At 38.7% G+C, this 23,204-nt stretch carries 25 protein-coding genes and 1 pseudogene; 1 reads left to right on the forward strand and 25 read right to left on the reverse strand.

Translation table 11 applies throughout. The features are described 5' to 3' along the window. Positions 1–3: 3 nt before the first annotated feature. The 17 genes and pseudogenes from KFE17_07975 to KFE17_08055 all read right to left on the reverse strand — a co-directional run bounded on the left by KFE17_07975 (position 4) and on the right by KFE17_08055 (position 13,833). Positions 4–1,389 carry a hypothetical protein gene (locus KFE17_07975; GenBank protein ID QUO30857.1) on the reverse strand — a complete coding sequence of 462 codons (1,386 nt, stop codon included), beginning with the start codon at positions 1,387–1,389 and terminating at the stop codon, positions 4–6. Positions 1,390–1,477: 88 nt separating this feature from the next. Further along, the gene (locus tag KFE17_07980) at positions 1,478–3,088 is read right to left on the reverse strand and encodes a hypothetical protein (GenBank protein ID QUO30858.1); all 1,611 of its coding nucleotides are present in this window, start codon (positions 3,086–3,088) and stop codon (positions 1,478–1,480) included. A gap of 22 nt (positions 3,089–3,110) precedes the next feature. After that, on the reverse strand, positions 3,111–4,106 hold the full coding sequence (locus KFE17_07985; GenBank protein ID QUO30859.1) for an ABC transporter ATP-binding protein: 996 nt from the start codon (positions 4,104–4,106) through the stop codon (positions 3,111–3,113). Continuing rightward, positions 4,096–5,076 carry an ABC transporter ATP-binding protein gene (locus tag KFE17_07990; GenBank protein QUO30860.1) on the reverse strand — a complete coding sequence of 327 codons (981 nt, stop codon included), beginning with the start codon at positions 5,074–5,076 and terminating at the stop codon, positions 4,096–4,098. Before KFE17_07990 ends, KFE17_07985 begins: the two co-directional genes overlap by 11 nt. Further along, a complete protein-coding gene (locus KFE17_07995) occupies positions 5,077–5,937 on the reverse strand; it encodes an ABC transporter permease (GenBank protein ID QUO30861.1) in 861 nt (286 codons plus the stop codon). An 11-nt stretch (positions 5,938–5,948) separates the two neighbouring features. Beyond that, positions 5,949–6,914, reverse strand: coding sequence for an ABC transporter permease (locus KFE17_08000; protein ID QUO30862.1), 966 nt, complete (start codon positions 6,912–6,914; stop codon positions 5,949–5,951). Between the two features lie 394 nt (positions 6,915–7,308). Then, positions 7,309–7,884: a hypothetical protein gene (locus tag KFE17_08005; protein QUO30863.1), complete on the reverse strand. Its 576-nt coding sequence runs from the start codon at positions 7,882–7,884 to the stop codon at positions 7,309–7,311. Between the two features lie 54 nt (positions 7,885–7,938). After that, positions 7,939–8,268, reverse strand: a complete 330-nt coding sequence (locus KFE17_08010; GenBank protein ID QUO30864.1) for a PadR family transcriptional regulator — start codon at positions 8,266–8,268, stop codon at positions 7,939–7,941. A gap of 169 nt (positions 8,269–8,437) precedes the next feature. Next, the gene (locus KFE17_08015; GenBank protein ID QUO30865.1) at positions 8,438–9,004 is read right to left on the reverse strand and encodes a biotin transporter BioY; all 567 of its coding nucleotides are present in this window, start codon (positions 9,002–9,004) and stop codon (positions 8,438–8,440) included. 13 nt (positions 9,005–9,017) lie between these two features. Further along, entirely contained in the window at positions 9,018–9,998 is a 981-nt protein-coding gene (locus KFE17_08020) for a biotin--[acetyl-CoA-carboxylase] ligase (protein QUO30866.1), read from the reverse strand. A gap of 126 nt (positions 9,999–10,124) precedes the next feature. Next, on the reverse strand, positions 10,125–10,424 hold the full coding sequence (locus KFE17_08025) for a hypothetical protein (protein ID QUO30867.1): 300 nt from the start codon (positions 10,422–10,424) through the stop codon (positions 10,125–10,127). Between the two features lie 11 nt (positions 10,425–10,435). After that, positions 10,436–11,078, reverse strand: a pseudogene (locus KFE17_08030) (hypothetical protein). Then, entirely contained in the window at positions 11,056–11,421 is a 366-nt protein-coding gene (locus tag KFE17_08035; protein ID QUO33664.1) for a NifB/NifX family molybdenum-iron cluster-binding protein, read from the reverse strand. Before KFE17_08035 ends, KFE17_08030 begins: the two are co-directional and overlap by 23 nt. A 17-nt stretch (positions 11,422–11,438) precedes the next feature. Beyond that, positions 11,439–12,296: a 4Fe-4S binding protein gene (locus KFE17_08040; protein QUO30868.1), complete on the reverse strand. Its 858-nt coding sequence runs from the start codon at positions 12,294–12,296 to the stop codon at positions 11,439–11,441. Beyond that, positions 12,293–13,117, reverse strand: coding sequence for an ATP-binding protein (locus tag KFE17_08045; protein QUO30869.1), 825 nt, complete (start codon positions 13,115–13,117; stop codon positions 12,293–12,295). The genes KFE17_08040 and KFE17_08045 overlap by 4 nt, the downstream gene beginning before the upstream one ends. After that, on the reverse strand, positions 13,114–13,464 hold the full coding sequence (locus tag KFE17_08050) for a NifB/NifX family molybdenum-iron cluster-binding protein (protein QUO30870.1): 351 nt from the start codon (positions 13,462–13,464) through the stop codon (positions 13,114–13,116). The genes KFE17_08045 and KFE17_08050 overlap by 4 nt, the downstream gene beginning before the upstream one ends. Before the next feature lie 18 nt (positions 13,465–13,482). After that, positions 13,483–13,833 carry a DUF134 domain-containing protein gene (locus tag KFE17_08055; GenBank protein QUO30871.1) on the reverse strand — a complete coding sequence of 117 codons (351 nt, stop codon included), beginning with the start codon at positions 13,831–13,833 and terminating at the stop codon, positions 13,483–13,485. Positions 13,834–13,974: 141 nt separating this feature from the next. Between KFE17_08055 and KFE17_08060 the strand changes: the two genes are divergently transcribed. After that, on the forward strand, positions 13,975–14,634 hold the full coding sequence (locus KFE17_08060) for a Crp/Fnr family transcriptional regulator (GenBank protein QUO30872.1): 660 nt from the start codon (positions 13,975–13,977) through the stop codon (positions 14,632–14,634). 51 nt (positions 14,635–14,685) lie between these two features. Here KFE17_08060 and trxA read toward each other — a convergent pair whose 3' ends face one another. The 8 genes from trxA to KFE17_08100 all read right to left on the reverse strand — a co-directional run bounded on the left by trxA (position 14,686) and on the right by KFE17_08100 (position 22,921). Beyond that, positions 14,686–14,991, reverse strand: coding sequence for a thioredoxin (gene trxA / locus KFE17_08065; GenBank protein QUO30873.1), 306 nt, complete (start codon positions 14,989–14,991; stop codon positions 14,686–14,688). A gap of 86 nt (positions 14,992–15,077) precedes the next feature. Then, positions 15,078–16,589 (reverse strand): alpha-galactosidase, encoded by a 1,512-nt coding sequence (locus KFE17_08070; protein ID QUO30874.1) that lies wholly within the window; start codon positions 16,587–16,589, stop codon positions 15,078–15,080. Positions 16,590–16,752: 163 nt separating this feature from the next. Further along, a complete protein-coding gene (locus KFE17_08075; protein QUO30875.1) occupies positions 16,753–17,130 on the reverse strand; it encodes a hypothetical protein in 378 nt (125 codons plus the stop codon). A gap of 4 nt (positions 17,131–17,134) precedes the next feature. Continuing rightward, entirely contained in the window at positions 17,135–18,124 is a 990-nt protein-coding gene (locus tag KFE17_08080) for an ATP-binding cassette domain-containing protein (GenBank protein ID QUO30876.1), read from the reverse strand. Continuing rightward, positions 18,124–19,149 carry an ABC transporter ATP-binding protein gene (locus KFE17_08085; protein QUO30877.1) on the reverse strand — a complete coding sequence of 342 codons (1,026 nt, stop codon included), beginning with the start codon at positions 19,147–19,149 and terminating at the stop codon, positions 18,124–18,126. Before KFE17_08085 ends, KFE17_08080 begins: the two co-directional genes overlap by 1 nt. A gap of 32 nt (positions 19,150–19,181) precedes the next feature. Beyond that, the gene (locus tag KFE17_08090; GenBank protein ID QUO33665.1) at positions 19,182–20,096 is read right to left on the reverse strand and encodes an ABC transporter permease; all 915 of its coding nucleotides are present in this window, start codon (positions 20,094–20,096) and stop codon (positions 19,182–19,184) included. 52 nt (positions 20,097–20,148) lie between these two features. Continuing rightward, positions 20,149–21,108: an ABC transporter permease gene (locus KFE17_08095; GenBank protein ID QUO30878.1), complete on the reverse strand. Its 960-nt coding sequence runs from the start codon at positions 21,106–21,108 to the stop codon at positions 20,149–20,151. Between the two features lie 82 nt (positions 21,109–21,190). Next, on the reverse strand, positions 21,191–22,921 hold the full coding sequence (locus tag KFE17_08100) for a peptide ABC transporter substrate-binding protein (GenBank protein ID QUO30879.1): 1,731 nt from the start codon (positions 22,919–22,921) through the stop codon (positions 21,191–21,193). Between the last annotated feature and the right edge of the window lie 283 nt (positions 22,922–23,204).

Raw genomic sequence — 23,204 nt, forward strand, 5'->3', positions numbered from 1 at the left:
TTTTTAATGACTCTTTAGGTACTCTGCCATTAAAATGCCACATTCTAATTGAATCGATACTAATTTACGAATCGGAACTACTTCATATGTAATCTCTTTTTCTAACTGTTCTGCCAGTTTTTTATGCTCTTCCTCAGCAATAGCAAAGGCTTTCAAAAGAGCACTTTCTTTTTCTTTATCGCACTCTCCCAATTTTCTCATTTTATCCAGTTCAGATTCATTTGCCCGGACAAGCATTCCATAACTGAGCAATTTATAAAATTTAGAAATTAATTGATTATCAAACTTTTCTGCTACCGTGGCCATTTTATGGTATTCTGGATTTTCTTCAATCATTCGTTTCGTTGCTTCTCCTGAATCATTTTCTGAAAATGCCAGTAATGCCAACAAAAATGGATTTTCCGAATCCATATACTTCTGCGAAATCTTCAGCGTATCCGTAATGTACTGGTTACTTTTTTCATTCCATTCTAATTTTTCTAATACAACATCTTTTCTCAATATATCTGATTCCGACATATCCTTTATCCGCTTATCATAGAAATATGGAAGTTCTGTCAATAAAGTAAATGCATCACAGACTTCCTTTCCATAATCCGCACTGCAAGTACCACACTTGATTGCATTTGCCATGTCAACATTACCATATTGTTCCATATAATCATAATCTTGTCTGATTCCAAGACTCTGATAAACTGCCGGAGACCACTCAATGCAATATGGAGCTTCAGGTTCACCTAGATTTAATGGTACATCTACTTTATTCGCAGCTTCTCGCATTTCATCATAAATTTCTGGTGTTGGTTTTGATAAATACCAGTACACACCACCAAATCCTGCATTATGCAATGAATAGATGAATTCCGGATGAATTTGATCAATTAATTTCATCATTGCTTTTGTTTCTGGAATAGTATCATGAAAATGTAATTCTTTATAGTCTATTGGAAAAGTCCAATCAACTTGTTTAAAACCTGCCGGTCTGAAGAAATTCCTTGAATAATTATAAAGTGTATATGGACCTTTCAACCATTTTTCATTCAGTTTCAACCCATCTGCATCCCAAGCTTTGACAACATACCATGTATAATCAAGTTCTTTCCGAAGTTCAGGCTGCTCTGCAAGACTTTTTGTAAAATATTCCAGCATCATTGTTCCAATAGGTTCATTTGGATGCGGACATCCAAACATAAGTGCCGTATGCTGCCCTTCTCCAATTTTCAAACAATTTAAGCTGCGTCCTTCTCTTGTTTTTCCAATTTCAAATACCGATACACATTCCGGATATTGTTCAGCTAATTTTTTAGATGATTCATCCATTTCTTCTACAGTCAAAAATTCTTTATAATCCGGAATTTCTTCTAACAATTTCCTATACACGGCCTTCATTTTTCAAACCTCCTTGCATATTGTCTGGAGGATACTATGAAATTTCTTTTCTCCATTTTCAAAGTATCCTCCTTAATATTCCTAAAACTTATTTAACTTTTTCTACATGAGAATAATCTGCCCATCCCCATTTTCCTGCTCCATCAAATGGTAGATTCTTAAAGTTTGCACTACTTCCTTCTGGTCCTGCAAAACTTACAATATTCAAATATGGAAGATCCTCCGCAAGGATTTTCTGCGCTTCTTTATAATATTCTGCACGTTCATTTTGATCTATTGTAGCTGCCCCCTGCTTCAGAAGATTATCAACTTCTGGGTTGCTATAACTTCCATAGTTTGCACCTTTCCCTGTACCAATTCGGTTTGTCAATGCTGATGGATCCGGTCCCATAAATCCACCCATAAGTAAAATAGAAAAATCACGATCTACAGATACTTTTTGACTCCATGCATTATATTCAGATACTTGTACCTCAACACCGATTCCTACCTCTTCTAATGTCGCTTTGATAAGCTTTGCTGTATCTGGATATCCAGATCCTTCAAATACATCTAGTGTAAGTCCTGTAATGTACATTCCATCACTATTTTTTGTATATCCTGCATCCTCTAAAACTTTCTGAGCACCTGCAACATCAAATTCCGGTGCTGTATCTTCTGTATTAGCCGCCCATTCTACGATAGATGGATAAAGACTGTATTCCGGTTTCTGAATTCCATCAAATACTTTTTCGGAAATCTCCTCGCGGTCAATTGCCATTGCAATTGCCTTCCTTACCGCTTGATCAGCTACTGTTTCATTTTCCATATTAAATACCATACGAATTGGCGATGGATATTCATTAACTTCTACTCTTAAATTCGGATCAGCCTCCAACTCTTTTACATAAGAAGCAGGAAGGTTTTCGAAGAAATCAATTTCTCCATTTTTTAACGCTTGAATTGCAGTTGCTTCATCAGGGATAATTGAGAAAATTAATTTATCTAATTTTGCTGGCTCAGGATAATTTTCATCACGCACAAGTGTTACACTTTCTCCCTGCACATATTCTTCCACAGTGAATGGTCCGCATGTCACAGTAGGATCAGATATTTCTTTATTGTCCTCCCATTTTTCTCCATTATTGTAAATATGTTCCGGCATAATAAATGTAGCATACCAGCCAAGTATATTTACAAAAGATGCATCCGGTTCAATCAAATGAAATATAACAGTATAATCATCTGGCGCTTCTATAGATTCTACATTTGCCATATTTGCACTGAAATAGTATGTTGGACTTTCTTTAATTGTATCAAACGTATACTTTACATCTTTACTCGTGAGTGGTTTACCATCTGACCATTTCAGATCTTCTCTCAATGTGAATGTTAACTGTTTTGCATCATCACTATATTCCCACTTAGTCGCCGCTTCTGGAACAATATTCTGTTTACTGGAATCTAATGCACATAATCTTCGATATGTATTTTGTGCAATTGGATACCCATTATCATCACCTTGAATATTAGGATTAAAAGACATAGGATCTCCTACAGAACGTACAATAAAAGTTCCGCCTTCTGCTGACGTATCTTTACCGCCATTGTCAGATGTTCCTTTTTCTTTTGCATCTCCGGAACATCCTGCCAATACGGCTGTCATACTGATTGCCATTGCTGTTAAAAGTGCAATCCTTTTTTTCATATTTGTTTTCATATTCTTTTCCTCCTTTGAATATTTATTTTACTCTGGAACACATTGCCCAGTGTCCATTCCCAAAATCAACTCTTTCAGGATATTTTTTATAACAATTTTCACAAGAGCAATAGCATCTTGGTGCAAAATAGCATCCCGGTCCTGGATTTAATGGAGTGGGTGGCTCTCCTTCAATAGAGATATTCTGCACTTTTTCATCTGGATCAATAGATGCACAATTAGAAATCAATGCTCTTGTATATGGATGTTTGGGATTTTTGATCACGTCATCGGCCTTTCCATATTCCACAATTCTTCCCAAATACATAACTGCAATATAATCTGAAATATATCTCGTCAATGCAATATCATGACTAATAAACATTACCGCGGCATTCTTACTGTGACTTAATTCCATTAACATATTAATAATATCTGCCCGCACTGAAACATCTAACATTGAAACAGGCTCGTCTGCAATAATAAAGCTTGGATTCAAAAACATAGAACGGATAATCGAAATTCTCTGTAATTGTCCTCCGGATAATTCATGCGGATACCTTTTTAAAATATCTTCTGCCGGTCTTAATCCTCCTGATTCAAGTCCACGGATGCACATCTGTCTTCTTTCTGCATCATCTTTTCCAATATTGTGATTTTTCAGTGGACGTAACAAGATTTTTTCAATGGTATCTCTGGGAGTAAATGTATCAAAAGGATTCTGAAATACAATTTGAACTGTCCGCCTAAATTTCTTTTGATCTTTTTTTTCCATTTCACTTGTGGAAACACCATCAATATAACAGTCGCCTCTTGTTGGTTTTTCTAATCTTGTAAGAATCTTTCCCAATGTAGATTTTCCACAACCAGACTCGCCGATGACTCCCAAGATTTCTCCACGATTAATCGATAAATTTATCCCATCAACTGCTTTAATCCAATTTTTTTCTTTTTTGCTTTTAATAGCTGCCTTGTCATTTCCCTTATATGGATACCACATTGCTACATCTTCTACTGAAATAAAAGCTTTATTTTCCATCTCCTGTCCCTCCTTCATAAAGCCAGCAAGATATCATTCTCTCATCTTCCAATTGAACTTGAGCCGGTTTTTCACGGAAGCATTTATCAGTCGCATATGGACATCTCGGTGCAAAAATACATCCCTCTCCAATTTCAGATAAATTTGGTAAAAAACCTGGAATTGCATGCAACTTTTCATTTTCACCTTTTAACGATGGAAAAGAATTTAAAAGCCCTTTTGTATATGGATGTAGTGGATTTTTGAAAATATCCTGTACCTTTCCAATTTCCATAAACTCACCTGCATACATAACTGCAACCTTATTACAAGATGCTGCCACAACAGACATATCATGTGTAATCATAATTCTTGTCATATCTAACTCTTTTTCCATTTGGACAACTTCTTGTAAAATCTGTCCTTGTGTTACCACATCTAACGCTGTTGTTGCTTCATCAAAAATAATTAATTTCGGATTATGTAACAAACTAATCGCAATTGCTACTCTTTGTAACATCCCTCCAGACATTTCATGTGGATACAGATGATATACTCGCTCCGGTAAATTAACTAATTTCAATAGATATATCATTCTATCTTCAATTTCCTTTTTACTTGCCTGTGGTTCATGTACATGATAAATATCCTCTACCTGTTGGCTAATCCGATGAACCGGGCTTAATGCATTCATCGCTTTTTGGAACACAACTGAAATGCCACTCCATCTGATTTCATTCATTTCATTCTGAGACATTCCAATAAGATTCTTTCCCATGAATTCAGCTTCACCAGTAATTTCTGTGCTTTTTTCATTATGTAGTCTTAAAAGTGCCATTGCTAATGTTGATTTTCCAGAACCAGATTCTCCAACAATTCCTAAAGAGTCACCTTTTTCAATGGAAAAGGTTGCATTTCTAACCGCATATACCTTTTTTTCTTTATTAACATATGTAACATTCACATGATTCAGATTCAGGATCTTTTCCATTTATTTTCCCCCCTTATTCATATGCTTCGGATTCAATACATGGTTCAGTCCATCCCCGAGTAAATAAAAAATTAATACGGTAATCATAATAGCAACTCCGGCAAAAGTAGAAATCCACCATGCACTTGTAATATACTGTTTTCCAGTATAAATCATTTGTCCCCAACTAATAATCGATGGATCTCCCAGCCCCAGAAACGATAAGCCCGCTTCTGTCAAAATAGCATTCGACATTCCCATCGTTGTATTGGCAATAACCGGAAAAATCCCGTTTGGAATAATATACTTAAATAAAATTTGAAGCTTTGTTTCCCCCATTGCCTCAGCACTCTTTACAAATGTGCGTTGCCGAAGCGAAAGTGCCTGCGCTCTCATTAACTTTGCATTACTTGGCCAGGTAGTAATACCAATAACAATCATAACGTTATAAATACTGTTTCCAAATAAAGCAATGATCAATAAGATTAAAAAGAAACTTGGAAGCATCATAAATACATTAATTACTTCTGACACAAACGTATCTACTTTTCCTCCAAAAAATCCTGCTGCACCTCCAATCAATACTCCCAGCACTCCCGAAATTAATGCTGAAATAACTGCTACTTTTAACGAAGTTCTCACTCCATAAATAATCATACTGTAGATGTCCTGCCCCATATGATTCGTTCCAAGCAGATGTCCATTCTGACCTAAACCACTTAAAATATCTTTCCCATATCGATAAGGATTTTCTGATGCCAGGATTGGTGCAAATATAACAACAAAAAGCAGAATAATAATTCCAATTACCCCAGCCAAAAGCTGTTTATCATTTAAAATATTTTTGACTCCTTTTTGAAAGCCATGTTTTACTTTTTCCATCCAACTCACCTCTATTCATATCTAATTCTAGGATCAAGCATTGCATAAACAATGTCTACAATTAGCATTACAACTGCCACAGAAATAGACATAATCAAATAAATCCCCATTAATGTCGGATAATCTCGCTGATTAATCGCTGTCATCACAAGGCGTCCCATTCCAGGCCAAGCAAAAACAATTTCAATCAATGTTACTCCCGTAATTAGATATGCCATCGAAATACCAAAAATTGTAACTGTAGGTAAGATAGCATTTCTGAAAATATACTTATTAAAAATCTTCTTTTCACTCATTCCAGTCGCTCTAAAAGTTGTAATAAAATCTTCATTCGTTACTTGCAACACGGAAGACTTTGCAATTCGAAAATATTGCGGAATTAGTACCAATGTCAAGGTTGCTACTGGAAGAATCATATGCTTTGCTATGTCTAAAACATGTTGAATTCCCGTATATCCCGCTCTTGTATCCGTCATTCCATAAGAAGGAAGAATTCCAAGATTTGAAGAAAATATGATAATCAGCATCAATCCAAGCCAGAAATTCGGCATAGAGTTAAAGGCATATGATGTTCCAGATGAAACAATATCAAAAGCGCCACCTTCATTTCTAGCAGCATAAATCCCCATAAAAGTTCCTATTAAAGCAGCTAAAAGCGCCGCCGTTAGACCTAGTAACACGGTTGCTCCTACTTTTTCCGAAATCATTTTCGTAACAGGTCTGTTATAAATGATAGATGTTCCTAAATCACCTTTTACAGCTGTCTTCAAATAACTTACAAACTGTACCGGCAAAGGTTTGTCTAGCCCATACTTTTCTTCCAGCGCCTGTCTCATTTCCGGACTATCGTTGTCTTTTCCCATTAATGTTGTAATTGGATCACCTGGTGCGGTTTTTATTAGCATGAAATTTAGTGCAAACACTATAATAACTGTAATAATCCCCGTAAAAACCCTCCTAATCACGTACTTTTTCAAGCTTATTCCTCCTTTTTCTGTGAAATTAATATTATGTTAGTTATTATATATTCATATACTTTCTTAGTCAATATATACTCATAATTTTATTTTTATACCAACAATTTTCGTCGAATTATACAACTCCTTGCTCTCACACCTTATTTTTCACTTTATTTTTTTATACTCTTTGCACTAATTTAAGTTTTCATATCAATGATATTTTTTATTTTCAAGTAAATACTAAAATTTTACTCCGCCTCCAAAAACTCTTCACGAGATAATAACATACTCATTTTTATATGAAAAATCGCTCAAAAAAATATACCCCTTTGAAAAAACAAGTTTTCATGGCTTACTTGCTTCCCAAAAGAGCATATCTTCTAAAATATTTTTTCATTATTTTAAATCATTTCTACCTTCCCACTACATAATATGCAATCTGCATTGCTGCTGCAAGCACGACAACCGCCGCTGCCGCATATCTTTTCTTTCCCCACAGCCATGTAACATAGAAGTCCAGACTCTGCCTTGTAACACGATAGATAACTACTGCAATTATTGTGTATATAACAAATGCCGTACAGGATATAAGTGCATTTTCCAAAGACCATGCCGCTCCTTTTTGTATCAGAAAAAACAGACGCATAATCATATCAATCATTCCGATAAAAGGCAAAATCACGAAATATGTTCCCGCATTTTTTCTCCAACGCCTATCATCTGACAACTGCGGTACTGCCTTTAAAATCTCGCTGCAAACTTCTTTATAATCTCCAAGTATCTGTTCCGCTCCCATTCCCCTTGCTTCTCCGTCTAAAAGCATCTCTATCAGATCTTTCTTCACATATTCCACTGCATCATCATCTGCTTTTTTCCTGTAAAGATAATTAACTGATTTCTCGATGATGCTGCGACTTTCCTTCGTAAGTTTTTTCTCTCGCTGTCTATTTTCTTTGCGAAGCTCTGCTAATTTATCATTCTCTTTCATAGATTGACACCTCCTTTTGCTTCTCATTCTCTGTACATCTCTAAGAAGATCTGCCTATTCTGATATCGTTCCATCAAACAGATTTGTCACAGCTTGGGATAACTCCTTCCACTGCCGTTCAAACTCTTTCAGTTCCTCTTCTCCCTGATTCGTTAGAGAGAAATATTTTCGTCTCGGACCAGTGGAAGATTCCCGGTATTCAGCCTGTATAAAACCTTTGTTTGACATCCGAAGCAGCATCGGATAAATGGTTCCTTCTGATATATCTCCAAAGCCATATGTGATAAGTTTCTGTGAAATCTCATATCCATATGTCTCATGTTCCGCGATAATCTTTAGAACACATCCCTCTAACATTCCTTTTAACATTTGTGATGAAATCATATCTTACCTACCTTGTATTGCATAGTATATTTCCTAACTACATTGTATTACATAATAGTATACTTTTCAATAAAATTCCCGAAAAATTCTGCCGTATAAAAAACAGCCGGAAAATCCATTCTCAGATTTCCCGGCTGGTTGCTTTATCGCTTATTGCCGCTGTTTCCTTTTATTTTTCCAATATTCCTGCCTGCTGTAATCTTTTTTTCAATATCGATCCCCCTGTCAGAGCAATCATAATTTTGATCATATCTCCCGGAATAAACGGAAATACACACGCACTCAGAGCTGCTGCCACGGTAGTTTTCATTACGATGCAAAACCAGATTGTTCCAAATACATAGCACAATGCCATACCTGCTGTCATAGCACTGAACTGAATAAAACGGTTATGGTATCGTTCTATTATAGCCCCTGCCAGAACCGCCATTGGAAGGAATCCGATGATGTATCCTCCCGTTGGACCGAGCAATTTCCCTATTCCTCCGGAAAATCCTGAAAATACAGGTAAGCCAACTGCTCCAAGCAAAATATAAATCAGGCAGCTGACCGTTCCTAATTTCCATCCCAGCAAGTATAATGACAAATAAATCGCCAGCGCAGTAAACGAGATTGGAACCGGTCCAATTGGAATTGACAGCGGCGCTAAAATACAGATGACTGCCGTCATAAGCGCTGTCATCGTCATTTTCTGCAATCTCTTTCCTGTTTTTTCTTCTATGACAGATTCTTTCATAAATAACCCCTTTCTACTTTGATAGTCTCACACTGATTTCTCCTGAAGACAATAGTTTTTGCCTTCCTTCAGAATCCTCCACTAAAAGCTGACACTGATCATCCACATCCAGCGCTCTTGCCCATTCACTTTTTCCACCGGAGATTACTTCTATTTCCTTTCCGATCACAAAACTTCTCTTTCGGTATTCTGTCTGATAGTCCCCATGCTTTGGCGCCCGATAGTATTCCATGAAGCGATTTAAAAATTCTGCAGCAAGCTTATTCTTCCCGTCATTTTGCGCTTCCGCAAAAACTGTTCCTGCAATCTCAGTCAATGTTTCCGGAAATCCATCTTTCGGAGGACAGACGTTCATACCAATCCCAAGCACAGCATATTCCAGAAATCCATCTTCCAGCCCAAAGGACGCTTCTGTAAGAATTCCACAAACTTTTTTCCCATTCATAAATACATCATTTACCCATTTGATTTCTGCTTTTTTTCCGGATACACGCTCCAGCGCCTCACATGCTGCTACAGCTGCAATTGTCGTTAACCGAACTGCCTGCTGAGCTGTAAATTGTTTTGGTCTCAACAAAATGCTTAAATAAATTCCGGTATCTGCCGGTGAATAGAATGTTCTTCCCCGACGTCCACGCCCGGATGTCTGTCGATTTGCGATCAGAGTGTATCCTTCTGCTGCGCCAAGCTCCGCCTGCTTTCTCACAAGCGTATTCGTGGAATCGACAGATTCTTCTACATGAATCTGTATTTCTTCGCACACTGGTTTTAAGTATTTCCCGATTCCCTGTTCTGATAAAATATCTGTCTCCTCCGAGAGACAATACCCTTTATTGCGGACAGCATCGATTCTATATCCTTCCTTTTGCAGATTTTTTACCGCTTTCCACACCGCAGTCCGCGACACATTTAGCTTTTCTGCAATCATCTCTCCTGAAAAATATATTCCCCGATGATGCTCAAATAGTTCCAACATACGTTCTTTCGTATCCATTTTCTCTTCCTCCAACTTTTCCTAAAGTAACATATAAAATTTCCATTGTCAACCTTTTGATTCTATTTAGTTAACATTTGTTTTTTATAAAAATGGCGATACACCTATTCTGTATCGCCATAACTGCTATTTCTCTGCTATTTGAAGCAATTCTTCTGCTGTTTTCTGTATGATGCACTGTTTTTCTTTCAGAGAAGGCGACTGTGTCTCTTCTTCTGAAAGCGATGCATAGAGATGGATGATATTTGCCAATTCCCTTATCTCACCCTTTCTCTGTTCTGCGTCTGCTCCATGAGAGGATTTCAGCTCCTGCTTCAGCTCTCTAATCTGCCTCTCCTGTTTCTGTACTGCTCTGCTCTTTTCCCGGAGAAGCATCAGAAGCCCAATCGCTGCTATGATGAAGCCACCCGAAATCATATATGCCATGTATTATCCTCCTACTTCACCAATGCGATCACTGTTTCCCGAAGCACTTTCGGAGCAACAGGCATTTCCAGTCTTATCGTTTTACTGTCACTGTCATCCCGGCAGCCGCTTCCTTCGGAATCGGACAAGAGAATAACCGGTGTTGCTTTGTTTTTGCGCCACAGCTGTTCCTTTTCACAAAGAAAGGTGTCCGTCACAATCCACAAAGCCGGTTTTTGTGTACGGAGATTCTGCTTCGCCGCTTCCGCTGTTGTGAAATAACGAACCTGATCTGCCACTGATTTTAGTGCCGTGCAAATCCCTTCTGCATACATTTGATTACTGCACAAGACAACAATCAACGCATCCAAAGCAGAGTCTTTCTTCCTCTGAATAAAATCAAGTACCGGAGTGTTATACAAACTAAAGTCCTTCTCCAAATGGACCGTCTCATAATAGCTTCTGGCTGCCCGGCATAACTCTGCCGTCCCGATAACGCTTTACCAGATCCGGAAAGCCTATCCCGCCACAAATATCCGGGATTGTCAACGCCAATGCCAGCGCCGACTGCCATCTTCCGTCTTCCAGATTCAGCTCTACTTCTCTTACCCGATCTAAAAAAGTAAAGCTGACATCTCTTTGATTGTTTTTCTTATTCGTGTTCGCCGCATTCATGAGCATGTTCGTGGTTATGGCAAATAGAACCAACAGATTCTAACTCACCTCTCAGATAAGTCTCTACCGCTTCTTTCGCATCTCCCTGGATACCAATGATGACTTCTACGCCCCGCTCATTGAAAATATCAACGGCTCCGCCGCCCATACCTCCGGAAATAATCACTTCTGCCCCATTGTCTGCCAGAAAGTTCGGAAGAAATCCCGGACGATGCCCCGGATTCGGCACAGAATTCACTTCTGTAATTTTTCCATCTGCTGTATCAAAAAATATAAAGTTTTCACAATGTCCAAAATGACCTGCAATTGTATTTCCCATAGCTGCTACTGCAATTTTCATAATTTTTTTCTCCTTTTTCATTAAAATAATTTCATAATGGTTTCATAGATAGACTCTAGCGCATTGCGGGCAGGGCAATCCAGATCAGCAATGCTCATTCCCGCATTGATTGCTTCAGAAGCTTTCTTATCATAAGGTATTTTTCCTGCAAACGGGATTTTTCTTTCTGCACAGAACAGTTGTATTTTCTCTGTATGCTCCGGACTCACGTCCCATTTATTAACACAGACCGCAAGCTTTGTCCTAAGCATCTCTGCTGTTTTCACAAGTCGTTCCAGATCGCTGAATCCCGACAGACTTGGCTCTGCCACAACAAGCACAAGATCCGCCCCGCTTACCGATGCAATGACCGGGCATCCGATTCCGGGAGAACCGTCTATAATTGCGAGTTCTGTCTCCGGAGCATATTTTTGCATTGCCATTTTCACTTCTGTCACAAGCTTTCCGGAATTTCCCCGCCCCATTTTCAATGTCGCTGTAGAAAAAACACTGTCTGACCGATAAAGTTCTTTGCGTCCCGCTGCATCTTTCACAAGCTTTACTGCTCCCTGTGAGCAAACATATTCACAGATGCCGCAGCCCTCACATGCATATTCATTTACCGCATAGGTTCCGTCTTTCTCCCGAATTGCGTCAAAACGGCAGTGTGATTGGCACAAACCACAGCCTGTACATTTGCACGGATCAATCTCTGCTTTCTCTCCTCCAAGAAATTTGGTCACTTCCGGATTCCCTGTCTGTGCGGTTACGAGATGAAGATTCGGTGCATCTACGTCACAGTCTGCAATTGCTTTCGCCTTCGAAAACCGGATCAGCGCTGCCGCTGTTGTTGTCTTTCCGGTACCGCCTTTCCCACTCAAAATCAAAAGCTTTTTCATATTGCGCCTCCAATCTCTCGAAGCAGTCCGGTAAAAAGTTCCCGTGCTTCTTCACTTTTCTCGCAGATTAGCTGACCGTCTGCAGACAACACTGCAAATTCTTTCTCATACGGAATATGCAAAAGAACAGGGATTTCGTGCTCCTGGCAAAATATTTCCAGTGCTTCGAATCTTTCCTCTTCTTTATTGATCACGACTCCGCATCGTTTCCCTAATAGCGCTGTGAGCTCATACACCATTTGGAAATTATGGAATCCAAACATTGTTGGTTCTGCTACGATCACACAGTAATCTGCATCCATAATACTTTCCATGACAGAACAGGCGCTTCCCGGCGGACAGTCAATAATCGTTGTTTCTCCTGCTTCCTTCAATGCACTGCGAATTACCGGAACTCCCGATGCTTCTCCCGGATTCAGAATCCCTGTAACTGTCTTTAATGTTCCCCGCGTTCCAATCTCCAACGTACCTATCGGTTTTTCTTTCTCTGTAATAGCACCTTCCGGACAGACAATCTGACAGCCGCCGCAGCTGTGACAAACTTCGGAAAATACCATTGGTTTCTCTTTTACATAGATCAAAGCATGAAAGCGACAGAATTGTACGCACTGTTTACAGCCGGTGCATTTCTCAGCATCAAATTCCGGCAGCTTTGTATGAACAACCGCTTCCCTGATATGCTCCGGCTTTAGAAACAATCTTCCGTTTGGTTCTTCCACATCACAATCAATATATGTGGCATTCCCCGCCGTCGCCGCCAGATTGACTGCTACCAGTGTTTTTCCTGCGCCTCCCTTACCACTTAAACAGGCTATTTTCATTGTACACCATGATATCCGGCATGGAATTTTGTCAGTTCCTCAAGCTGTCCTTCTTCCATTGCTTTCAGATCGTCCGTTGCGGCTTTATTCACGGACTGATAAATCTTCATGCCTGCTGCCTGAAATACCTCTGCTGCATTCTGCCCGCAACGCACAGTAATCAGCGCATCTACTTCGTGATCCACAAGAAATTGAGCTGCCTGAAGTCCGGCTCCTCCCTGGGCTTGTGCTGCCGGATTCTCTACAATCGTATCAACGCCATCTTCCCGGAAGAGAAAATAAGGCGCCCGCGCCAGCACAATACAGACATCCTGCTGGTTCTCATCCAGTGGAATTGCAATTCTCATAGCTCCATCCTCCTTTTTCTATATGCAGCTGTGTCGATGCCTTTTGCAGCCACCACAGCCACAGAATTCTTCTTTCCCGTCGCAAAGCTGATAATCGCCGCCTTCAATTCGAAGCGGCAGACCATCTACCAGCGCCGTCGCCAGTTTCTTTCTGGCGGAATTATAAATGAGCTGAACGGTAGTTCTCCCCACCTGCATATAAGTACTGCACTCTTCCTGCGAAAATCCTTCCCGGTCAATCAGACGAATGGTTTCATATTCATCTACCGTCAGAATCACTTCTGTTTTTGCCAACGTCTCGCTGACCGGACGGAATTCTTTTGTCCGGGGCATTTGACATACTTTTCTGCATTTTCTAGGTCTTGCCACTGCGTTCACCTCCGAAAGCTATTTTAATAATTTCAATATTAGTATAGGCTCATTATTGGCATATGTCAATAACTCATTTGACATATCCAATGCAATCCCTTATACTAAACCCATACAAAAAATGAAAAAGGAAGGTAATCTATGGAGTTTCAAAATGCATTTCCTGTCTGGAAGAAACTAACTCCCTCCCAACAAGCACAGATTCTCGGAAGTTTGACGCAAAAACATGTTGTCAAAGGAACTGTTGTTCACAATGGAAGTCTCGACTGTACCGGCCTGCTCTTAATTAGCTCCGGACAGCTTCGCGCCTACATTCTATCTGAGGAAGGTCGGGAGATTACACTCTATCGGCTATTTGACATGGATATGTGCCTCTTCTCTGCTTCCTGTATGATGCGCTCAATTCAGTTTGAAATAATCATCGAAGCTGAAAAGGATACTGATTTCTGGATCATCCCTGTTGAGGTGTACAAACATCTTATGGAAGAATCCGCCCCGGTAGCGAATTACACAAATGAACTGATGGCTGCCCGTTTTTCTGATGTCATGTGGTTGGTTGAACAAATTATGTGGAAGAGCCTTGATAAGCGTGTTTCGTCTTTTCTTTTGGAAGAATCTTCTATCGAAAACACATTGGAGCTAAAAATAACCCATGAAATAATCGGTAACCACCTTGGCTCCCAGCGCGAAGTCATCACGCGTATGCTTCGCTATTTCCAGAGCGAAGGCATGGTAAAACTTTCCCGCGGAACGATTTCCATTCTGGATGAAAAAAGGCTCCGGAAACTGGCGGAAAGCTGATTCCCGAAAAAAAATAAGGAGCAGTCCCCACTGCTCCTCATATTCTGGTTCTTACAGCATTGCAAGAATCTCATCTTTACTTTTCGCACCGACAGAACGATTCACAACCTTTCCGTCTTTGATCACAACAAGTGTCGGAATACTCATTACCCGGAACTGTCTTGCCAGATCCTGCTGTTCTTCCACATTCACTTTTCCTACAACAATATCAGAACGTTCTTCTCCAATCTCTTCGATGATTGGAACAACCATGCGGCAAGGTCCACACCAGGATGCCCAAAAGTCTAACAGAACAGGTTTCTCAGAATCCATAACTTCACTCTGAAAATTATTTGTATTAATATTGATAGCTGACATAATATTGTCCTCCTTAAATTTTCTTTTCTTTATGAGCACATTATATTCCAAAAAATAATTCTGTTCTGTGACAAAATCACCAAAATCTATTTTTTTATCCGTTCAAAGATCAGCGGTACCCCAGGTTCTGATTCGTAATATTTTTTCTCTCCTTCGGAGATAAGTTCCTCGCCCTGATAAAACCATTTTCCTTTCGGAATCCATACTTCACGGCCTGTTTTCCCTTTCTCATACACAGGTGCTACAAGATATCTGCTGCCAAGCATAAATTGATCTGTTACTTCTTCCAGACCTTCTTCCGGAAACTCGTATGGCATATAGCGTATGACCGGTTCTCCTGAACATCTGCTTTCTTCCAGTTGTTCCATGATGTAAGGAAGATATTTCTCCCGCACCGAAATACTTTTTTGAATCGCTCCAAAGTTCTCTTTTGTAAGCACACGAAATGGGGCTGCCGAAAATTGTATTGCCGGCATCAGGCATGCAATCTCGCAATGTCTGACAAATAATTCTTCATCTAATCCGGAATGTTCCATATTTTGAAAATTTAGATACTCTCCGCCGCCAACCATGTCCGGGCAGCCAAACGGATGCCCTGTAATTCCCTGAAGCAGTGTATCCGGGATAAGAGAAGCAATCCCCGTTTCTCCCCAGGAATGTTCCTTATCGCACAAACGCTGTAAAAGCGCCTTCCCTCCTGCACGAAATGTCACACGAAATTCATTAAACGGATACTTCTCTCCGAATTCCGCCCATTTTTGAGACTGCTCATCCGGAGTTATCTTCCTGTAGGTCACATTATCTTCACGATAGTAAATGCTGTCTCCTGCGTCAAACTTAAATCCATCCACACCAATTGCACACAGATTTTCTAATTGCCTGTGAAGCCACTCCTCCGCCTTTGGATTCGACAGATCCAGTACTGCGGAATATCCATTCCACCACTTTGCAATATATGGATCTCCGTCTTCTGTACAAATGAGAATCCCTTCTCTCTCTGCTTCTCGATAAGCAACCGAATCAGCGGTAATATACGGGCAAACCCATACCATTACTTTAAAGCCCATCTCATGCAGTCTTTCCAGCATCTTCTCCGGTTCCGGAAACTTTCCGCTGTGAAATCTCCAGTCTCCATAACATTCAGACCAGCCATCATCAATCATAAGCACACCGGCCGGCATCCCATGCTTCAGAATATTCTCTGCGTAATTCATAATATCTTTCTCATTTTGATTAAATGTTAATTCAATCCAGGAGTTATAGATAGGCATTTGAAATAACTCTTTTGCAGGCATTTTATGAAATGGGAAATGCTTTTTCATTGTCGCCAGATATGCTTCCCTCAGATGTCCTCCGGTCTCTCCTAGCTCACATGTATCCTCTGCTTCCAGTATTCCCTTCGCCGCCTTTAAACAAAATCCTGCTTCATTCCAGAGATACCTGCCCTTTGTGGAAACTAACAGCGGCATTGCCTGATTCGGAGTTGGATTCTGCCTGAAATCCAATTCCAACTCTGTTTCCGGTCCGATCGGCATTTGCATGCCATACTTTACACAGGTTCCGTACCAAAATTCATTTTCCAACAATATTATTTTCATATTCCTTCCTTTCCCATTTGATAGTTTTATTTTCGTTCTATATTTAAGAATACCATAAATCTAACTCAAAAATCAGGAAAACTTCATATAACATATGATGTTCTCCTGATTTTTACTATAATATCTATTAGGTTTCAAAGATTTGGAATTAAATAATTATTTGTTATTGTCGAAGCATTATATAGTCTACTAAAGAAGCACACAGCACAAACGAAACACTTAGTATAAAAATAGCAATTTTTGAACCTATCACTTGAAAATGTTTTCTCCAACCATTATCTTCCAAAACTTTTTCTGGCTTTTTCCCTTTTATGATTAACATCCCTGCCAAAATAAACAGCAGCAAAGCTGCTATCAAAAATAGTCCATTCTTTGCCAGTTCTAATCCAGCCATAGCACTTCTTTCGTTCCACAAATATCCTCCTGCAAATAGTACGAGAAAAAAAGCCAAACTCCCCGCCAATCCAACAAAGAATATTTTTGCTATATCTTCTAAAGCTTTTAACGTTTTATATGATGTTTCTCCTTTTTTACAACGCATACGTTTATTTTCCTTCCATCTCTGCGCATCTATTGCAGGCAACAAAATGACCGTTACCGATATCACGTAATGGTGGTACTGCCTGTTCACACTGTTCTGTTCGATATTTACATCTTCCTTTAAATTTGCAGCCTGGTGGAGTATTGATCGGACTAGGTACATCTCCTTCCAATCTTATTTTTTTTGCATCTCGCTCTTGTTCTACATCTGGATCCGGAATCGGAATTGCTGAAAGCAATGCTTGCGTATATGGATGTTGCGGATTTGCAAACAGTTCTTCCGATGTTGCTAATTCAACTAAATTACCTAAATACAGTACAGCAATTCTGTCTGAAATATGTTTTACCATGGAAAGATCATGTGCTACAAACAGATAAGTTAAACCGATTTTCTTCTGAAGTTCTATTAGTAAATTAACAATCTGCGCTTGAATCGAAACATCCAAAGCCGAAATAGGTTCATCCAATACGATAAATTTAGGATTTACTGCTAATGCTCTGGCAATTCCTATTCTTTGTCTTTGTCCACCTGAAAATTCATGTACAAAACGGTTCGCATGTTCTCTATTTAATCCTACCAGATTGAGACAATTATAAATAATTTCTAATCGTTCTTTTTTATCTTTGGCAATATGATGAATATCAATTCCTTCTCCCACGATTTCTGCAACTGTCATACGTGGATCAAGAGAACCGTATGGATCTTGAAATACCATTTGTACTTCTTTCTTAAAGTTCTGTCTATTTTTTCCGCTTAATGCATGAACATCTTGTCCTTTATAGAGTACTTGTCCATCTGTTTTACTGTAAAGTCCTATACATGTTCTTCCACAAGTTGTTTTTCCACAGCCAGATTCCCCAACCATTCCTAATGTTTCACCTGCATAAATATCAAAAGAAACATCATCTACTGCTTTAAGAATTGCATTTTCACCTACTGTAAAATATTTTTTCAAATGTTTTACAGAAAGAAGTATTTGTTTTTCCTCACTCATTATAAATCTCCTTCCACATATGGAATATCAACTTTTGGTGCCATAGGATGATACAACCAACAAGAAGCAAAATGACCATTTCCAAAATCTGTACGCTCAGGCATTTTTTCCTTACAAATTTGCATACAATATTTACATCTTGTAGAGAATGGACACCCTACTGGTGGATTTAAAAGATCCGGTGGCATTCCTGGAATGGATGCCAGTACTTGTTTATTATCTAAATCCAGGCGCGGTACCGACTCAATTAATGCCCACGTATACGGATGACGAGAATGATAAAAAATATCTCTGCTATTTCCCTTTTCTACTATCATCCCTGAATACATCACGGCGATTTCCTGAGCAATATTTGCAACTACTCCTAAATCATGCGTAATCATAATAACCGTAGTTTCATGTGTCTTTTGAAGATCTTTAATAATATCAAGAATCTGACTTTGAATCGTTACGTCCAGAGCAGTTGTAGGTTCATCGCAAATCAGAATTTTAGGATCACAGGCAAAGGCAATTGCAATCATAACCCGTTGCCGCATACCTCCAGAAAATTGATGCGGATATTGTTTTACTCGTTTTTCCGGTTCTGGAATTCCTACTTTTCGAAGCATTTCTATAGCTTCTTTCTGAGCTGTTTGACGATCCATATTTTTATGTACCATCAGATTTTCCATAATCTGCTTTCCTACTCTCATAGTAGGATTTAATGAAGCCAGAGCATCCTGAAAAATAATTGCGCATTCTCCGCCTTTATATTCTTGCCACTGCTTTTTATTATAATTTAAAATATTCTCGCCATTATACAATATTTCACTGTTTTCTTTTATTTCGCCTTGAGGTCCTTTAATCAATCCCATAATGGTTTTAGCTGTTACTGATTTTCCACAGCCCGACTCACCCACAATTGCAAGTGCTTCTCCTTTTTTCATTTCAAAGGATACTCCTCGTACAGCTTTTACCTCTCCTGCATAAGTATGATAGGATACCCTAAGATTTTTTACCTCAAGAATATTATTATTATCAGCCATAATAAGTTCCCTTTCTTGTTAAAACACTTTCCCTATTTACGAAGTCTTGGATCTAAAGCATCTCTGAGACCATCTCCCAGAAGATTAAAAGCCATAACAATCACACACAGCACTACACATGGGTATAACAACTGAGTAGGATAAAAGTCCATAGTTTGCTGTCCTTGTGAAATTAAAACTCCAAGACTTATCTCTGGAGATGTCAAACCAATTCCCAGGAAACTTAATCCTGCTTCGGTAAAAATAAATGAAGGAATCGCTGTAGACGCATCCAAGAGTAAGATACTAAGCATATTCGGAACATAATGCTTAATAATAATTCTCAGCGGACTGGCTCCCAGCACTTCTGCTGCATATACATATTCTGATTCTTTTAACTGCTTAATCATTCCCCTTGTCTGTCTGGCAGTATTGCACCAAGCAGTAATGCTCAAAGCAATTAATAACGCAAATAAATTATTTCCTAACACCATCATAATAAGAATCGTAATTAATAGGCTAGGCAGAGAATTAATGACTTCAATAATACGCATAAGCAGATCATCTACCCATCCCCCAAAATGTGCCATTGCAGCACCGTAGAGAGTCCCGACTACTAATTTTAATGCTGTAGCTACTAATGCAATAATAATAGATGCTCTTGCGCCTACCCACACTCTAGAAAATAAATCTCGGCCTAAACTATCTGTACCAAACCAGTACTTTGAGCTGCTTCCTTGATTTTTTTCTAAAACATTCATATTTATAAAATCATATCCTCGTATATATGGTCCTATAATAACCATAATTACCAAAAGTCCCAGTACAATAAGCGAAGCCATTGCTACCGGATTTTTGCGGAGTCTTCTCCACGCATCCTGCCAATAAGAAATAGTAGGACGATCAATTTTATTGGCTTCTTCCTGTGTAAATCCAATTACTTTAAATTTATCAGGAGTTATTTCCATACTTTCTTTTTGAATAGTATTATTTTCGTTTGCCATCATTTCTTCCTCCTTTCTATCGTTTGCTGCTTCCTGGCATAGCAATACGCGGATCCACAACAACATATAATATATCTGTAATAAACAACACAATGATATATAGAAGTGCTAAGAGTACTGTCTCTCCCAGAACAATAGAAAGGTCTTGATTATTAACAGCTGTTACATAATATTGTCCAATTCCCGGAATAGAAAAGATACTTTCAATAAAGAAGGATCCTGTAATACACATAGCTACAGACATTGGTAACTGTGTCATTACCGGAATAAATGAGTTTCTTAAAATATGCTTTCTGATAATCTTTCCTTTACTTAATCCTTTAGACTCAGCTGTTAAAATATAATCTTGATTTACTACATCCAACATTGATGTTTTCAATAGTCTTGCATAGGTAGCCACATAACTAAAGCATCCTGTCAAAGTTGGCAACACGGTATATTGCCAGCCACCTGTCCACAAATCTTTTCCTGCCGGCCATCCAATCGTAGGAAACCATCCCAATGTTCCTGCAAACACTTTTTGAAGAAGAAGACCGAATACTAAGTGCGGTATCGAAATAAGTAATACAGAAAGTCCTACTACAATGTAATCTGCAATAGTACCTCTTCTCATCGCTGCCAGAACTCCCAATAACAATCCAACACTTACCCCTAAAAGCATTTGCTGAATTCCAAGTCTTGCTGATACAGGAAGTCTATCCCGTAAAAGTCCACTTACTGTCTGTCCAGCATACACAAATGATTCACCAAAATCTCCTTTTATCATATTAGACATCTGGGTTATATATCTCTCCATTACTGGTTTATCTAATCCATACCTGGCATATAAGGCCTCTCTTGACTGTTCTGGAAGCTTATCTGCCCGCTGTGTCAATGGATCTCCAGGTACTGCTTCAAGTAAAAAAAATGTCGCTGTAGCAATAATAAAAAGTGTTAAAAGCATTTCTACAAAACGACGCAAAATATATTTTATCATATGAATGCCTCCGCATTTAGTCGACAAGGCTACCGTTAAACGGCAGCCTTGTCTTTATTTTTCTTATTTTGTATTTATCTGTTTATTTTCCCCGTCCTTCGATATAAGTAATGTAAAATTCCTGACTCGCCCCGAATGAAGACCAACGGAAATCTTTTACCCATGGCTGAAGAAAATATTCTTTTGTAGAATAATACAATGGAATCATTGCACAATCGTCAAATAAAATTTGTTCTGCCTGTGAATAAATTTCAAGACGTTTTGCATTATCATTTTCTCCAGTTAAGCTGTCAACTAATGCATCATACTCTGAATTATTGTATCCGCCTGAAACACTCTCGTATTGTCCTGCATAAAATGTACTCAGATAATCCAGTGGATCGTTATAATCACTAAACCAACCACTTTGATACAAATCAAAATTTCCTGCATCGCGTTCAGAAGTAAATAATGAATAATCACCTACTGTATTCAATTCCACTTTAATTCCGAGTGCCTGCTGCCATGTTTGCTGAAGATATTCTCTTAATGCACTCTCTTCAACCGTTGAACCGTAAGAAAGATATGTAATTGTCACTGCAGATAAATCCGTATTCATACCTAATTCTTTCAAGCCTTCTTTAAATAATGACTGCAATTTATCTGTATCACCTTCATATTCTTTATAAGAAGCAGACATTGGTTCTTCTACCTGTTCACGATATGATTCTCCATCAAGAGTAATCGCAGGAGATATAAATCCATATGCTGGAACATATCTTCCGTATACAGCTTCAATCATTTCTTCTCTATTGATACTATATGCTAATGCTTCTCTAATCTTCTTATTTCCCATTAATTTGGATTTTCCGCCATTCTTAAAATCAAATGCCAGAGAAACTGTTCCCGGATAATCAGCAGTAATTAATTGAACTTCTCCTGCATCAGCTTTCTTCTTATATTTTGTAGAGTAGTCACCTGATGTTTGCAACACATCCAGTTCTCCATTGTCAAACATTGTTGCTGCTGTAGAATCTTCTGCTACCAAAAACCAATTAATAGTATTCAACTTTGTATTATCTTTATCCCAGTAATTATCATTTTTAGTCCATACCATTTTATTATCTTCTACAAGTTCAGTCATACAAAATGGTCCATTATAAACGCAGAGAGACCAATCTTTTCCCCACTGATCGCCTGCTGCTTCTGCAACATCTTGTCTTGTTGGATATAATGGTGTAGCTACTAGCTTAGAAGTAAACGTAGGATCTGCAGCTTTTAAAGTAACTTCAAAAGTATAGTCATCTAATGCTACTGCTTTTACATCGTCCGCACTACCCTTTCCATTGTAATACTCTTCTGCTCCCACAACATTAAAAATAAATACAGCATAGTCATACGCATATTGTGGATTCAACAATCTCTTCCAGCCATACTCATAGTCATGTGCTGTTACAGGTTTTCCATCTGACCATTTAGCATCTTTTCTTAAATGGAATGTGTAAACTGTTCCATCTTCTGAAACATCTACTTTTTCTGCCCCATCAAGCACAAAATGCTCTCCTGATTCATCTGCCACATTTCGATACAAGCCAGAATAGCATGCCGCCATCATCCAACGCCATCCCATGTCTTGCACATCATAGTTGTTTCCAAATGCCGTCGTTCTAATGTTTAATACTTGGGTATCTTCTCCTGTTGATGTACCACTTGTGTTCCCTGCCGTGCTCACTTCCGTTTTCTTTGAATCAGAAGAACCACTGCCGCAACCTGCTAACATAGACAATGTCATTGTACCCGCAAGCGCTAATGTCACAATTTTCTTCAATTTCATAATCTTGCATCCTCCCATCTCTTTTTCTATCGTTCACAAATACCACTCATTTTCTGGTATTTGCTGTAACACCGGCACTTTTACCAATTGCTGTGTTAAACTGCCGGATTAAAATATAAGATGACATTTTTTTCTTGATTATTATGTCATCTGTTGATTATGCACTAATATTATCACTACTATTATCAACTGTCAATATTTTTTGTGCTTAGCTACATATAAATGTTATTTATTTCTATTTAATTTGTATCAATTGTACATATTGTTTATATTTTATATTTTT

The organism is Faecalicatena sp. Marseille-Q4148 (assembly GCA_018228665.1).
Lineage (GTDB): Bacteria > Bacillota > Clostridia > Lachnospirales > Lachnospiraceae > UBA9414.

Coding starts and splice junctions, on each gene's coding strand:
- KFE17_08015 (QUO30865.1), bottom strand. CDS start 9,004: ATGAAAGAATCTGTCATAGAAGAAAAAACAGGAAAGAGATTGCAGAAA.
- KFE17_08090 (QUO33665.1), bottom strand. CDS start 20,096: ATGGAAATAACTCCTGATAAATTTAAAGTAATTGGATTTACACAGGAA.
- KFE17_07975 (QUO30857.1), bottom strand. CDS start 1,389: ATGAAGGCCGTGTATAGGAAATTGTTAGAAGAAATTCCGGATTATAAA.
- KFE17_08075 (QUO30875.1), bottom strand. CDS start 17,130: ATGCGTTGTAAAAAAGGAGAAACATCATATAAAACGTTAAAAGCTTTA.
- KFE17_08025 (QUO30867.1), bottom strand. CDS start 10,424: ATGGCATATATGATTTCGGGTGGCTTCATCATAGCAGCGATTGGGCTT.
- KFE17_07995 (QUO30861.1), bottom strand. CDS start 5,937: ATGGAAAAAGTAAAACATGGCTTTCAAAAAGGAGTCAAAAATATTTTA.
- KFE17_08060 (QUO30872.1), top strand. CDS start 13,975: ATGGAGTTTCAAAATGCATTTCCTGTCTGGAAGAAACTAACTCCCTCC.
- KFE17_08040 (QUO30868.1), bottom strand. CDS start 12,296: ATGAAAAAGCTTTTGATTTTGAGTGGGAAAGGCGGTACCGGAAAGACA.
- KFE17_08080 (QUO30876.1), bottom strand. CDS start 18,124: ATGAGTGAGGAAAAACAAATACTTCTTTCTGTAAAACATTTGAAAAAA.
- KFE17_07990 (QUO30860.1), bottom strand. CDS start 5,076: ATGGAAAAGATCCTGAATCTGAATCATGTGAATGTTACATATGTTAAT.
- KFE17_07985 (QUO30859.1), bottom strand. CDS start 4,106: ATGGAAAATAAAGCTTTTATTTCAGTAGAAGATGTAGCAATGTGGTAT.
- KFE17_08050 (QUO30870.1), bottom strand. CDS start 13,464: ATGAGAATTGCAATTCCACTGGATGAGAACCAGCAGGATGTCTGTATT.
- KFE17_08005 (QUO30863.1), bottom strand. CDS start 7,884: ATGAAAGAGAATGATAAATTAGCAGAGCTTCGCAAAGAAAATAGACAG.
- KFE17_08010 (QUO30864.1), bottom strand. CDS start 8,268: ATGATTTCATCACAAATGTTAAAAGGAATGTTAGAGGGATGTGTTCTA.
- KFE17_08070 (QUO30874.1), bottom strand. CDS start 16,589: ATGAAAATAATATTGTTGGAAAATGAATTTTGGTACGGAACCTGTGTA.
- trxA (QUO30873.1), bottom strand. CDS start 14,991: ATGTCAGCTATCAATATTAATACAAATAATTTTCAGAGTGAAGTTATG.
- KFE17_07980 (QUO30858.1), bottom strand. CDS start 3,088: ATGAAAACAAATATGAAAAAAAGGATTGCACTTTTAACAGCAATGGCA.
- KFE17_08085 (QUO30877.1), bottom strand. CDS start 19,149: ATGGCTGATAATAATAATATTCTTGAGGTAAAAAATCTTAGGGTATCC.
- KFE17_08095 (QUO30878.1), bottom strand. CDS start 21,108: ATGATAAAATATATTTTGCGTCGTTTTGTAGAAATGCTTTTAACACTT.
- KFE17_08100 (QUO30879.1), bottom strand. CDS start 22,921: ATGAAATTGAAGAAAATTGTGACATTAGCGCTTGCGGGTACAATGACA.
- KFE17_08045 (QUO30869.1), bottom strand. CDS start 13,117: ATGAAAATAGCCTGTTTAAGTGGTAAGGGAGGCGCAGGAAAAACACTG.
- KFE17_08020 (QUO30866.1), bottom strand. CDS start 9,998: ATGGATACGAAAGAACGTATGTTGGAACTATTTGAGCATCATCGGGGA.